This is a genomic window from Marivivens aquimaris (assembly GCF_015220045.1).
GTDB classification, from domain to species: domain Bacteria; phylum Pseudomonadota; class Alphaproteobacteria; order Rhodobacterales; family Rhodobacteraceae; genus Marivivens; species Marivivens aquimaris.
This window is the reverse complement of the sequence record NZ_JADBGB010000001.1, coordinates 2,009,959-2,023,285: the sequence shown is the minus strand read 5'-3', so window position 1 is coordinate 2,023,285 and position 13,327 is coordinate 2,009,959. Positions and strand designations below refer to the sequence as shown.

At 60.0% G+C, this 13,327-nt stretch carries 13 protein-coding genes and 1 tRNA gene; 5 read left to right on the top strand and 9 right to left on the bottom strand.

The window, feature by feature from the left end; all coding sequences use genetic code 11:
* The first annotated feature begins 172 nt into the window (after positions 1-172).
* From IF204_RS09960 to IF204_RS09945, 4 genes are all read left to right on the top strand, one after another.
* Positions 173-829, top strand: coding sequence for a Crp/Fnr family transcriptional regulator (locus IF204_RS09960; protein WP_194096656.1), 657 nt, complete (start codon positions 173-175; stop codon positions 827-829).
* 68 nt (positions 830-897) lie between these two features.
* Positions 898-1,989 (top strand): carboxynorspermidine decarboxylase, encoded by a 1,092-nt coding sequence (locus IF204_RS09955; protein ID WP_194098199.1) that lies wholly within the window; start codon positions 898-900, stop codon positions 1,987-1,989.
* Positions 1,990-2,051: 62 nt separating this feature from the next.
* The gene (locus IF204_RS09950) at positions 2,052-3,296 is read left to right on the top strand and encodes a saccharopine dehydrogenase family protein (RefSeq protein WP_167635972.1); all 1,245 of its coding nucleotides are present in this window, start codon (positions 2,052-2,054) and stop codon (positions 3,294-3,296) included.
* A gap of 109 nt (positions 3,297-3,405) precedes the next feature.
* Positions 3,406-4,284 carry an ROK family protein gene (locus tag IF204_RS09945; RefSeq protein WP_194096654.1) on the top strand — a complete coding sequence of 293 codons (879 nt, stop codon included), beginning with the start codon at positions 3,406-3,408 and terminating at the stop codon, positions 4,282-4,284.
* A 26-nt stretch (positions 4,285-4,310) separates the two neighbouring features.
* Here IF204_RS09945 and IF204_RS09940 read toward each other — a convergent pair.
* The 6 genes from IF204_RS09940 to IF204_RS09915 all read right to left on the bottom strand — a co-directional run bounded on the left by IF204_RS09940 (position 4,311) and on the right by IF204_RS09915 (position 10,061).
* Positions 4,311-4,385, bottom strand: a tRNA-Glu gene (locus IF204_RS09940).
* Between the two features lie 67 nt (positions 4,386-4,452).
* The gene (recJ, locus tag IF204_RS09935) at positions 4,453-6,198 is read right to left on the bottom strand and encodes a single-stranded-DNA-specific exonuclease RecJ (RefSeq protein WP_194096652.1); all 1,746 of its coding nucleotides are present in this window, start codon (positions 6,196-6,198) and stop codon (positions 4,453-4,455) included.
* A gap of 78 nt (positions 6,199-6,276) precedes the next feature.
* Positions 6,277-7,239: a class II fructose-bisphosphatase gene (gene glpX, locus IF204_RS09930; RefSeq protein WP_194096650.1), complete on the bottom strand. Its 963-nt coding sequence runs from the start codon at positions 7,237-7,239 to the stop codon at positions 6,277-6,279.
* A 193-nt stretch (positions 7,240-7,432) separates the two neighbouring features.
* Entirely contained in the window at positions 7,433-8,719 is a 1,287-nt protein-coding gene (locus IF204_RS09925) for a homoserine dehydrogenase (protein ID WP_194096648.1), read from the bottom strand.
* Positions 8,720-8,775: 56 nt separating this feature from the next.
* Positions 8,776-9,045, bottom strand: a complete 270-nt coding sequence (locus IF204_RS09920; RefSeq protein WP_194096646.1) for a hypothetical protein — start codon at positions 9,043-9,045, stop codon at positions 8,776-8,778.
* 104 nt (positions 9,046-9,149) lie between these two features.
* Positions 9,150-10,061, bottom strand: coding sequence for a pirin family protein (locus IF204_RS09915; RefSeq protein ID WP_194096644.1), 912 nt, complete (start codon positions 10,059-10,061; stop codon positions 9,150-9,152).
* Positions 10,062-10,206: 145 nt separating this feature from the next.
* On the opposite strand from IF204_RS09915, the gene IF204_RS09910 reads away from it, so the two are divergent.
* On the top strand, positions 10,207-10,680 hold the full coding sequence (locus IF204_RS09910) for a hypothetical protein (protein ID WP_194096642.1): 474 nt from the start codon (positions 10,207-10,209) through the stop codon (positions 10,678-10,680).
* On the opposite strand, the gene IF204_RS09905 is transcribed toward IF204_RS09910, so the two are convergent.
* The 3 genes from IF204_RS09905 to IF204_RS09895 are packed head-to-tail and all read right to left on the bottom strand — an operon-like array spanning position 10,668 to position 13,209.
* Positions 10,668-11,249 carry a TadE/TadG family type IV pilus assembly protein gene (locus IF204_RS09905; RefSeq protein WP_194096640.1) on the bottom strand — a complete coding sequence of 194 codons (582 nt, stop codon included), beginning with the start codon at positions 11,247-11,249 and terminating at the stop codon, positions 10,668-10,670. The genes IF204_RS09910 and IF204_RS09905 overlap by 13 nt on opposite strands.
* Positions 11,249-11,791, bottom strand: a complete 543-nt coding sequence (locus IF204_RS09900) for a TadE/TadG family type IV pilus assembly protein (protein WP_194096638.1) — start codon at positions 11,789-11,791, stop codon at positions 11,249-11,251. The genes IF204_RS09905 and IF204_RS09900 overlap by 1 nt, the downstream gene beginning before the upstream one ends.
* Positions 11,791-13,209, bottom strand: coding sequence for a TadE/TadG family type IV pilus assembly protein (locus tag IF204_RS09895; RefSeq protein WP_194096636.1), 1,419 nt, complete (start codon positions 13,207-13,209; stop codon positions 11,791-11,793). The genes IF204_RS09900 and IF204_RS09895 overlap by 1 nt, the downstream gene beginning before the upstream one ends.
* Positions 13,210-13,327: the final 118 nt, after the last annotated feature.

Genomic DNA, 13,327 nt, shown 5'->3' with positions numbered 1-13,327 from the left:
GTTAGTAAGGTTCAGGTTGTGTGGGCTGTGTGTGCGTACAGTCCGCACATCCTGCTTTTGCTTTGCAACGTAGACCGTGTATTCTTGCTCTGTGCCTATATCAGCTGCTCTGAACTCGACCTACCAGCCCTGTAACAAATCGCTGCGCCATTCCCAGCGGTATCCTGCACTCATGTCCGCTCCGCTTCTTGCCGCTCTGCCGGAGGATGAACGTGCCGCGTTCATCGACGCGGGGCGCTTGGTCGTGGTGCAGGAAGACAAGGATATCGTCAGGCAGGGCGAAATGCCCGTCGGCGCAATGATCGTCGGAACGGGTAGGGCAGAGGTTATCTACCTCAGCGAAAACGGCCTGCGTCTTCCGGTCAAGGTGTCCGAAGCGGGCGATGACCTCGGCACGGCAGAGACGATTGCGGGCGTGCCATACGCTGCCACCTGCCACGTCGCGGCCAACACTGCATTGGTAGTCTTTACCCAAGCGCAGATGCTGGAGCTGATGACCGACGTGCGCTGCGTTCAGGTGCTCGCCGCTGCTGCCTGCACTGCCTACATGAGCCACAACCAGTATTGCGCTGCCGACCGCGCACTTGCGGTGCCTCAGCGGATCGCGCGTTACCTTCTGGAAATCCGCGACCGGTCGAACATGATCTATCAGAACCAGAGCTTTCTGGCCGACGCGACAGGCTCTTCACGCCAGACGGTGAACCGCGTTTTGGGCGAACTTCGCCGCCGCGAGATCATCGAGGTTGGAAAAGGCACGATCCACATTACATCTGTCCCATCACTGCTGGCCTACGCTGATTACAAAGACGCTGACGATAATCTCGCTTGAAGAGGCGTGGCAAAGTTCCTATTTGGCGGGCCTAATTGCCAAATCCTTGCCTGATAGGGGGGCCGATGATCCAGACGCCGTACTACTTGATCGACAAGGCACAACTGCTTCCGAACATGGAAAAGATCGCGTGGCTCCGTGAGAACTCGGGTGCCAAGGCTCTGCTCGCGCTCAAGTGCTTCGCGACATGGTCGGTGTTCGACTTCATGTCCGAATACATGGACGGCACGACCTCCAGTTCGCTGTTCGAGGTCAAACTGGGTCGCGAGAAGTTCCCGGGTGAAACCCACGCCTATTCCGTCGCTTGGAAAGACGACGAAATGGACGATGTTCTGGCGAACTCGGACAAGGTCATCTTCAACACCGTCGGCCAACTGACCCGCCACGAGGAAGTCTCGCGCGGTCACAAGCGCGGCCTGCGCGTGAACCCCGGTGTGTCGACGTCTGGCTTCGACCTCGCCGACCCTGCGCGTCCGTTCAGCCGTCTGGGCGAGCACGATCCGAAGAATATCGAACCCGTCGCCGATCTGATTTCCGGATTCATGTTCCACAACAACTGCGAAAACGCCGACTTCGAGCGTTTCGACGGTATGCTCAACAGCATCGAGCAGCGCTTCGGCTATCTGATCCGCCAGATGGAATGGATCAGCCTTGGCGGTGGTATCCACTTCACTGGTGAAGGCTACCCGCTCGATAAGCTGGCAGAGCGCCTGAAGCGTTTTTCGGAGCAGAACGAGGTGCAGGTCTACCTCGAACCGGGTGAAGCGGCGATCACCAAATCGACCACGCTTGAGCTCACTGTGCTGGACACGCTCCACAACGGCAAGAACCTCGCGATTGTAGACAGTTCCATCGAAGCGCATATGCTCGATTTGCTGATCTACCGCGAAAGTGCCAAGATGAACGAAAGCGGCGACGAAGACTGGATGGTCTGCGGCAAATCCTGCCTTGCAGGCGATATATTCGGCGAATTCAAGTTTCCCGCGCCGCTCAAGGCCGGTGACCGGATCAGCATTCAGGATGCGGCCGGTTACACCATGGTGAAGAAAAACTGGTTCAACGGCGTAAAGATGCCGTCGATTGCCGTCCGCGAACTCGACGGTTCGGTCCGTCTGGTCAAGGACTTCACCTACGAAGATTTCTCGGCAGCGCTGTCGTGAATGTGTCGCTCTCGGGCGATAGAACTTTAACACTAACTGTAAACCAAAGGGGGTCCGTTGAGTTGAAACAGAACGTACTCATCATCGGCGCTGGTGGCGTCGCTCAGGTCGTGGCGCACAAGTGCGCGCAAAACAACGATGTGCTCGGCGATATCCATATCGCGAGCCGGACGCTTTCCAAGTGTGAGGCGATCCTTGAGTCCGTCCGTGAGAAGGGCGCGATGAAACAAGAGGGCGTTCTTGAAGCTCACGAGCTGGACGCAACCAAATCGGCAGACGTCGCGGCCCTCATCCGCAAGACCGGCGCAGAGATCGTCATCAACGTCGGCACCGCCTTCGTGAACATGCACGTCCTAGACGGCTGCATTGAAACCGGCGCTGCCTACATCGACACCGCGATCCACGAAGAGCCGGACAAGATTTGCGAAACCCCGCCGTGGTACGCCAACTACGAGTGGAAAAAGCGCGATCTGTGCGCAGAGAAAGGCGTCACCGCCATCCTCGGCGCTGGCTTCGATCCGGGCGTTGTGAATGCCTACGCACGCTTCGCCATCGACATGATGGATGAAGTGAAGTCGATCGACATCGTGGACATCAACGCCGGCTCGCACGGCAAATACTTCGCGACTAACTTCGATCCGGAGATCAACTTCCGCGAATTCACCGGCACTGTCTATTCGTGGCAGGAAGGTGAGTGGAAATCGAACAAGATGTTCGAAGTTGGCAAGGTCTGGGATCTGCCGGTTGTCGGTCCGTCGCAATCCTACATGTCGGGCCACGACGAGGTACACAGCCTCGCCACCAACTACCCTGACGCGGACGTCCGTTTCTGGATGGGCTTCGGTGATCACTACATCAACGTCTTCACCGTCCTGAAGAACATCGGCCTTCTGTCCGAGCAGCCGGTCAAGCTGGCCGAAGGTCAGGAAGTCGTGCCGCTCAAGGTCGTCAAAGCCTGTCTGCCAGATCCTGCATCGCTCGCGCCGAACTACACCGGCAAGACCTGCATCGGCGATCTGGTCAAAGGCACCAAGGACGGCGAAGAGATCGAAGTCTTCGTTTACAACGTGGCCGACCACAAGGAAGCCTACAACGAGGTGGGCTCGCAGGGCATTTCCTACACCGCAGGGGTGCCGCCCGTTGCTGCCGCAATGCTGGTTGCGACCGGTGAGTGGGACGCCAAGACCATGAAGAACGTCGAAGAGCTCGACCCCAAGCCGTTCTTCTCGATCCTCGACCGTATCGGCCTGCCGACCCGCAAGCGTATCGGCGGTCTTCAGGGCGAAGACACGGCCTGGGACGCTTAAATATACTTATGCGCGGCGCCCTCTACGAAGGGGGCGGCGGGCTAAAGTTGTTCGCGATATGCGACGTATTAAGGTGGGCTTCGGCCCACCTTTTTTGTTTGGAAAGTGAATGATTGCTGCTGGTATCGAGATAGGCACGAACAAGATCGAAGGTTTGATCTTCGACCGGAATTGGAAAGTCTCTGCGAGAAAACGTCTGGCGACGCCCACGGGGTACAAGAACCTTATCAAGACGACCGTGCAGGTGATCCGCTCGTGTGGCGATCTGCCGATCGGTATCGCGGGCTCCGGCCTCATCAATCCGGCAAACGGCAAGGCCATCACGTCCAACGTCGGGGCAGAGGGTCAGACCTTTCCGCGTGACGTTATCACCGCTGCCCGCCGCTCGATCACGTGGGTCAACGACTCGCGGGCCATCATTCTGTCAGAGGCCAGCTTTGGCATGGCCGAGGGACACAACCGCATCGCCGCGCTGCGGATCGGTAGCTCGGTATCCTGCGCCTACCTCGTCGGTGGACGGTTGGTGAACGGCCCGTCTGGTGCCTGCGGAGAGATCGGCCATATGGCACTGCCCGCGCCGCTTGTGGCGAAGTGGCGTCTGCCGCTGATCGACTGTTCCTGTGGCCGCGCGGGATGCTTTGAGACGCTGTTGTCAGGTCCGGGAATGGTGCGATTGGCGCAATCGTTCGGAGAAAACCCACCCTCCGCCAAAGAAATCGCGGATGAGCGGGGGCGCATCTGGGGCATCTGGACAGAGATTGCGGCAGAGGCGGTCGCGAACCTGATATTCAGCTTCGACCCCGACGTCATCGTGCTCGGCGGCGGGGTGTCTCAGGCACCGAATGCCACTGAGGATATCAATGCAGCGCTCAAGAAAACGATGATCAAAGGCTTTCCGCTGCCCGAGATTGTCACAGCATCGGCAGGGCAGGCCTCAGGCCCGCTCGGCGCAGCATATGCGGCATGGAGCAATACGCTTCACGACTGATACTGCGTTGAAATGTAGGGGATAAGTGGCAGCCCGTAGGGGAATCGAACCCCTCTTTCCAGGTTGAAAACCTGGCGTCCTAACCGATAGACGAACGGGCCACTCTTGCTGTGAAGCGGCTTCTAAGAGAAGTCCGAGGCCGCTGCAAGAGGTATTTTCAAAAAACTATTAACTTGCTGGCGCGGCGTCTTCGAGGCGCAGTTGAACGCTCTGTCGGCCCTGCCAGATGTTGATTTCGAGACGCCCCGCGAGGTGGAAACGCGCGCCCTTATGACCTTCGAGCATCGGTCCGATGGGCCCGTCGTAGGCACCGAATGCAATCGCGTCGATCCGCGCGCCGAGGCCATCGCCGAAGCTGATTTTCAGGTGGTTGGCACCGACCTTTTTCGCGAACAGAATCGTGCTGTCGGGAAAAGCGAAACGCGGGGCAGATGCTGATGCACCGAAGGGCCCAGCCTTTTCGATTTGCTCGATCAGTTCGACCGTCGCAGCGCCGGGCATGAGGATGCCGTCGAGCCGCAGGTCCGCAGGCCCCATCCGATCCGCACCCTGACGCGCCAGCAGTTCGGCCAGACGCTCCATCGCGGGCTCTAGCTGGTCGCGGTGCACGGTCAAACCAGCCGCCATCTTGTGACCGCCGCCCTTCATCAGCAGACCCTCAGCCGCGACGCGCTGGATTGCCGCGCCAAGGTCGATGCCGGTCACCGAACGACCCGAGCCTTTGCCAATGTCGCCCTCGAAGCCGATGACGACGGCGGGACGGTTGGTTGATTCCTTGATGCGGGCCGCAACGATCCCGACCACGCCGGGATGCCAGCCATCCTCGGCGGCCCAGACGAGCGCACCGTCTAGGCCGCGCGCTTCGGCTTGCGCGGTGGCTTCTTCGCGAACGGCATTCTCGATTTCGCGGCGTTCGCGGTTCAGCATATTGAGTTGCTGCGCGAGCTTCTCCGCCTCGAAACGGTCGTCGGTCGCCAGCAAGCGCGCACCTAGGTCAGCAGCCCCGATCCGTCCGCCGGCATTGACGCGCGGCCCGAGCAGGAACCCGAGGTGATAGGACGTCGGCGCAGAATCCATGCCTGCGACATCCGCCAAAGCGACCAGTCCAATGCGTTCACGCTTTGCCATGACCGATAGGCCCTGACGGACAAATGCACGGTTGAGGCCGATCAGCGGCGCAACGTCGGCCACCGTCGCCAGCGCGACGAGGTCGAGGAGAGCCATCAGGTCCGGCCCGCGCACGTTCTTGGCCCGCAGGCGACGGTTCACATCGACCAGCAGCATGAACACGACGCCAGCCGCGCAAAGGTAGCTCAGCGTTCCGCTCTCGTCCTGACGGTTCGGGTTCACCACGGCCACACAGTCTGGCAGCGTCTCGTCCGCCAAGTGGTGGTCGAGCACAATGACATCCGCGCCTTTGGCGGCGGCGATCGGTCCATGAGACAGCGTTCCGCAGTCGACGCAGATGATCAGGTCGTGGTCGCGGGCCAGAGCCTCCATCGCGGGCTCGTTGGGGCCGTAGCCTTCGTCGATACGGTCGGGAATATAGAGCGTTGCCTTGCGGCCCATCTGGCGCAGCCACACAATCAGCAGCGCGGCAGAGGAACCACCGTCGACATCATAGTCGGCGAAGATCGCGATACGTTCGTTCCGCTCCACTGCGCGCTCGAAGCGGGCGGCGGCAGGGTCCATATCCAGCATGGTGAGCGGATCGGGCAGGAGATCGCGGAGCTTTGGCTCCAGGAAACTATCGGCTTCCATCGGGGGAACGCCGCGACGCACGAGCGTGGTGCAAAGGGCAGGGGGCAAGCCGGTTGCCTGCTCCATCGCCTCGCATTGGCGGGTGTCTTCGATTGAGGGGCCGACCCAGCGGCGGCCCGTCGCGGAACATTCGACGTCGAGGAAAGCCTTCATGGCCCGAGTATATCGCCCGAAGCGCCGCCGAGGGCAAATACGAAAAGGGCCGCAGGGATGACTGCGGCCCTTTTGTGATCAGACGGGGTTGCGGTAGGTCATGTAGCGCACCGAACCGGTCTTGGAGCGCATGAGGACCGTCGTCGCGGTCAGATAACCCGGTTCGCGTTTGATGCCCGGAACGAGGCTACCGTCGGTGACGCCGGTCGCAGCGAAGATCACGTCGCCGGTCACAAGGTCATCGCGGGTGTAAACGCGGTCGAAGTTGGTGATGCCTGCTTTGCGGGCGCGGCCTTTTTCGTCCTCGTTGCGGAACAGCAGCTTGCCGTAGAACTGGCCGCCCATGCATTTCAGCGCAGCAGCAGCCAGAACGCCTTCCGGCGCGCCGCCCGATCCCATGTACATGTCGATGCCGGTCTTTTCGGTCTCTGCGCAGTGCATGACGCCTGCGACGTCGCCGTCGGTGATCAGGCGGATCGCGGCGCCGGTGCTGCGCAGTTCGCGGATCATTTCGTCATGGCGCGGGCGTTCCAGAACGCAGACGGTGATGTCTTCGGTCGAACAGCCCTTGGCCGCCGCTAGCGCATTGACGCGCTCGGAGGGGTTCATCGACAGGGTGACGGTGCCCGGCTTGAAGCCCGTACCGATGGCGAGCTTTTCCATATAAACGTCAGGTGCGTGCAGCATGGTGCCGCGCGGGCCCATGGCGATGACGGTCAGCGCGTTCGGCATGTCCTTGGCGGTCAGTGTTGTGCCTTCGAGCGGGTCGAGCGCGATATCCACGGCCGGGCCCTGACCTGCGCCGACTTCCTCACCGATGTAGAGCATCGGCGCTTCGTCGCGCTCGCCTTCGCCAATGACGACGACGCCCTGAATGTCGAGCTTGTTGAGCTGGTCGCGCATGGCGTTCACGGCAGCTTGGTCAGCGGCCTTTTCGTCGCCGCGACCGATCAGCTTGGCCGATGCGAGTGCAGCCGCTTCGGAAACGCGGGCAAGGCCCAGAGAAAGCATACGATCGTGAAATTCGGGGGTCTTGGACATACTCAATTCCTTTGGGGCTATCGAATTCATCTACGCCGCGCCTGTGCGCTGCCGCAATACTGGGTGCGCTAACATCCGCAAAACACTATCTTTTGCGGCCAAGAACTATACAGTTTTGGAACGATTTGATGAATTCACGGTAACGGCCCGTAGAAAAGCAAAAGGCCGCCTCGCGGCGGCCTCTGGAGATGTCTCAGACCTTCTCGATCCGGAGGGCGACGGGGTCGCCTGAAACCACTCCGGTCTGTCCGAACAGCTCGATCGCATGTTCGAGCGCTTGGCGCGTGGTGCGGTGCGTGACGATGACGACCGGCGCGTGGCTGCCGTCGTGGTCGTGCTGGCGCATTCGGTGGATCGACACGCCTGCTTCGCCGAGGGCCGATGCGACCTTGCCCATCGCGCCCGGCTTATCCAGCAGATCGATGCGGATGTAGTACGGGGCGGGAACAGCGGCGCGAGCCGAAGCGACTTTCTTCAGCGAGGCGGCAGGCTGACCGAAGGTCGAGCAACGGAAGCCGCGCGCGATGTCCATGACATCGGCCATAACGGCGCTGGCGGTCGGACCTTCGCCCGCACCTGCACCGCGCAGGACGATCTGCCCAACGCTGTCGCCTTCGAGGACGACCATGTTGGTGCCGCCGACAAGCTGGCCGAGCGGGGAAGTCGCCGGAACAAGGCAGGGCGACATGCGCTGCTCAAGTCCGCGACCCGTCATCTGGGCCACGCCGAGCAGTTTGATCTTGTAGCCCATGTCGGCCGCGTTGCGGATATCTTCGATGGTGATCGCGCCGATACCTTCAAGCTCGACACCTTCGAAATCGACCTGCGTGCCGTAGGCGATCGACGACAGCAGCGCCAGCTTGTGTCCAGCGTCGATGCCGCCAACGTCGAGGTTCGGATCGGCTTCGAGGTAACCAAGGCCGTCAGCCTCGTCGAAGGCTTCCTTGTAGCTCAGACCAGCATCTTCCATCCGCGTGAGGATGTAGTTGCATGTGCCGTTCATGACGCCCATCACGCGGGTGACAGCGTTGGCCGAAAGGCCTTCGGTCAGCGATTTGATAACGGGGATACCGCCAGCGACGGCAGCTTCGAAACGAACGACGTTGCCTTTGGCTTCGGCAGCTTCGGCGAGCGCCTGCCCATGGTGCGCGAGGAGTGCCTTGTTCGCGGTCACGACGTCCTTGCCGCAGGCGATGGCTTTTTCGATGGAAGCTTTGGCCGAGCCGTTTTCGCCGCCCATCAGTTCGACATAGACGTCGACGTCATCGCGCGCCGCCAGTGCGACCGGATCGTCTTCCCATGCGTAGGCAGACAGATCAACGCCGCGATCCTTGTCTTTCGAACGGGCCGAAACCGCTGTGATGACCACGTCGCGTCCGGTTCGTGCACGCAGCATATCAGCGTGTTTCTGAACGATGCGGATCACACCGACACCGACGGTGCCGAGACCCGCAATACCAAGACGAAGTGCGTCACTCATGGTTGGATTCCACGTTAATCGGAAAGTATCGCAGTGCTGTTATCCTGTCCCGCCCGTCACTGCAACGAAGAGGCGTCCGCATCTTCACTTTCAATGTCCATGTTTTCGAAATCCATCTGGCGGATGGTCTCGGCACGGGCACGAAGTGCAGCGGCGCGGGCAAGGAGGTTGCTCTGCTCGTTCTCGGTCGCCTCGGGCACCGACGCCAAAAGCGTATTGAGGTTCACCAGTTCGGGATAGGCGGTGTCGTCATCGGGTTTGCCGCCCAGCGACGGGATGTTCGTGCAGGCAGCGAGGACGAGGGGAAGGGCAAGCAGGATGCGCATGGGGACCAGACTTTGAGTTGCCCGACGATATGCCGCTGCGGCGCCAAGAAACAAGAGCGAAGCCGCAAATGAAAAGGGCGACCCGAAGGCCGCCCTCTGACAATTCAGTGTGCCGGACGAATGAACGTCCCGTTCCGCAATTCCTTGATCGCGTTACGGATCTCATCCTGCGTGTTCATCACAATCGGGCCGTGCCAAGCGACGGGTTCCTCAATGGGCGCGCCCGAAATCAGCAGAAAGCGAACGCCTTCCTCACCGGCTTGGACCACGATCTCGTCGCCCGTGCCGAAGCGAACCAGAGTGCGGTTGCCCGACATATCGCGGATGTTGACCTCTTCGCCCATGACTTCCTTTTCGAGAAGGACGCCTTCGGGCGCCGACGCATCGACGAACGCACCCGAGCCAGCGAAGACATAGGCAAATGCGCGGCGATAGGTGTCGATCTTGAACCGCTTTTTCACGCCCGCAGGGATCGAGATATCGAGGTACTGCGGATCGGCGGCGATACCGTCGACGGGGCCTTTTTTGCCCCAGAATTCGCCCACGATGACTTTCACCTTAGTGCCGTCATCATCGATGATGACAGGGATATCGTTCGATTTGACGTCCTGATAGCGCGGCGCGGTCATCTTCAGGCTCGACGGTAGGTTTGCCCAAAGCTGGAAACCGTGCATCTGACCCGCGATGTTACCCTTCGGCATCTCTTGGTGCAGAATGCCCGAACCGGCAGTCATCCATTGCACGTCACCCGCGCCAAGCGTGCCTTCGTTGCCGAGGCTGTCGCCGTGGTCAACTGTGCCGTTCAGGACGTAGGTGATAGTCTCGATGCCGCGGTGGGGGTGCCACGGAAAACCGCGGCTGTAGTCGTTGGGGTGGTCACCGCGGAAGTCGTCGAACAGCAGGAACGGGTCCAGCTCGCTCGGATCGTGGAAACCGAATGCGCGATGCAGTTTGACGCCTGCACCCTCCATTGTGGGAACAGCGCGCCGTGCTTCGACAGTAGGGCGAATAGACATGGTGTGATCTCCTTTGCGACCGAGATAGGCAGCATCAGCGCACAGCGCAACCTGACGTCAGCGCACAGAACCTCTGCAAACCCGCGCCCCCTTCCGCTTGAGGGCAGGGCGAGGTATTGCAGCCTACATTGACCGGAGGATCACAATGACCGACATCCCACTCGCTACACTCAGCGCCTCTGCGCCGCGCCGCGCTTTCGGGGTCGCCGTGCTTTTTGCGCTGGGCCTTATTCTCATTCTGATCCCACTGCGTCAGCCGCCAGGCGCGATCTGGTACGGGCTCATGGTTCTCTTCGGAATCGGAGCGATCGTTCTGGGCGAAGCGCTGCGCCGCGCCACATCCGCCACACTGATCCTCACGCCGACCGATCTGCGCGAAGACACCGGCCGCGTGCTGGCCGTTCTGGCAGACGTCAGCAAAGTGAACCGAGGCAGCTTTGCCATGAAGCCGTCGAACGGTTTCACGCTGGAAATGAAGTCGCCGCAGCAACGTATTTGGGCGCCCGGCCTCTGGTGGAGCATTGGACGTCGCGTTGGTGTAGGCGGTGTGGTGCCGTCCCCGCAGGCGCGGATCATGGCCGAAAAGATCGAGGAACTGATATCCGCTCAGCAGGTCTGAGTAGAGGTATCCCCATTCTCCTGCGAGTTCCAGCAGACCTGCGATGAATTGAAACGCGGGCGCACGGCAGCCATCTCGGAGAAAGTCTGCGACGGCAGCCAGTTTCCGTAGGGCGCTTCGTAATACATCATGTTCTCGACCACGATGACGACTTCGTTGCGCGGAATGAGCGGCAGTTGCGCTTTGATGGTCTCGAGGCTGGTTGCGGTGAGTTTGGTGTAATCACCGCGGCGGCGGGACCAGCGCACGCGGTAATCGTTGTTTTCGTAGTCATAGTCGATGACCGAGACACGCAGCGAAGTTTCGTAAGGCGACGCTGTCAGCAGTTCATTCAGCGAATAGAGCGAGTCCAGGTAATTCGGCGTGATATAGCCGGTCTCACGGCCCAGCTGGTCAGCGATAGTGTAGGCCGCTTTGCTCAGCTGGGAAGACGACCGGAAGCCGTCGAAATACACGTAGGTGCCGAAGTATGCGAACAGGAGCGCTGGAAGTACGAACAGTGACTCGATGACCATGCTGCCACCTTCGTCATCGCGGAAACGGCGGAAGAAATTGGTGATCTTACTCATTACAGCGGTTCCATAACAAAGGACGACACAGCAACCAGGCCGTAGGTGTCATCGCTTTGTGTTGCGAGAGCACGGCTGAGGCTCAGGTGCGGGAAAGTCGGGTCAAAGATCGAGCAGACGCGGACAAGCATCAGCTGGTTGGCGGCGCCTTGTTGGAAGCTGCTGAGCGGTCTGCCACGGTCTTCGCGGTCCACGCATTCGGTGGTGACGGGCGGATCGGACCATGCGAGCAAATCGAGGCGGCGCATTTCGATCCGCATGTCTTCAAGGCAATTCGGCAGCGCAACGGCATGTTCGCAAATCGCGTTCTTGAGCTTGTCGTGCGTGACCGGCGTGATGTGGGACAGGCGTACTTCGCGAACGGCGAGGTCGACGGCGCGGTCCAGAAGAACCTGACGCACCATGAGGATGCCCAGCTCGAAGGACGAGATCATGATGATCACGATCAGCGGGAACATCATCGCAAACTCGACGGTCGAGCTGCCTTTTTCTTCCTTAGCGAAACGACGGAAGAAGCGCGGGAGTCGGAGGAGGCGTTTCATTAGCGTGTCAGTTTCAGGTTGTTGATCTGGGTCGCGATGGCGTGGAATGCGTCGGAAATCGAAACGCCGTCCACGTCGAAGAAGTGATTGGGGGTGGACGCACAGTCCGACATCACCTGGTTGCCGTTGTAGGTGTCGACCTCGAAGCCGATGGTCCACACGATGATACCGGCATCCTTGGCGGCGTCGCACATATCGCTCAGCAGACGGTTGCCGTCGGACTGGGTGTACTTTTCGTAGTAGTAGTAGCTCCAGTAGCGCTGATCGACGTAGCGGCGCAGGTAGTAGTTGAAGTTGTAATCGTTCCAGTGGGCGTATTCGCTTTCCGCGTCGTAGGCCCAGCTTTGGATGCGCTGCGTGTTCGAATTCTCACCGTCCGTCATGAGCACGACGAATTTCAGGGTTTCTTCATCGTCGTAATTGTTCGGGCGGTTGCGGAACGCTTCGTCGACGAGGCCATAGTCGATAAACGCGTTCTCCAACCAACGTAGCGACGGATCGAGCAGAGCCGTGCCCCACTTCATGCCCAGGTAGATCGCAGTACCGGCGCGGGGTTGCAGCTTGTTGATCTGGTTGATCAGGTCGCTGCGGTTATTGCTCCACGGGCGGACCCATTCGTAATCGTAACGCGGGCAAACTGTGGTTGTACGGTCGTTGTTGCGGCCGTCGAAGTTCCACTGGAAATGCTGCATCTGTTGGTAGGTGTAGTCCGAACGAATGTAGGTTTCGCGGAAATGCGAGTCCGGAATTTCCCAGCAATAGGAGAAGTCATGCACCTGATTGCGGGTCAGACCGTAGGACAGGTAAGGGCCGATGTTCACCTGCTCCGAATAGGGGACCAACGATACCGAAACGAGGTCGCCGTTTCCGTCATCGAGAACGGTGTTCACGAAGTCAGTTGCGGCCGACTTCAGCCGCGGCAGGCGGTTGTTCAGCGCCATCGAGCCGGAGATATCGAGCACGAGCGAGATTTCGACCTTTGCCACACGTTCTTGAGCGCGCGCAAAGCTTGGCACCTGCATCAGTTCGCGGTCATCGTCATTTTCGGCGAACATGTTCGCAACGGTCGAGAAGTAGAGCGGCACGTTCGTCTTCAGACGCGCTTCGACGGTGCGGTAGTTCAGGCCCTCGTCGACGATGGGATCACCATCCAGTTCATCGAGCATACCCTTTTTCGAGAGGTAATCGCGCACCACGGTTGCGGCAGGCTGCGTCTGGTCAAGGTCAGCGGCTGCCAGCACGGCGGTGTCGAGCACGCCTTGCGCTTCAGCGCGGCGTCCTTCGATCCGGATGAAGTCGATAGCCAGACCGGACAACAGCAACATCGCCGCCAGAGCGACGAGGCCGAAAAGCAGTAATGAGCCGTCCTCGTCCCGTCTGAAACGGTTAAAGAACTGCTTTGTTGTGGTCAGGCGCATTAGACGACTCCGAATCCAAACGGATAAATACCTAAAAAGACTAGGTGATTTATACTTTGGAGAACGGCGGTTTTGCGGCGCGAACTAGGCCCAAAATGAGGCAATGTTGCGGCAACTG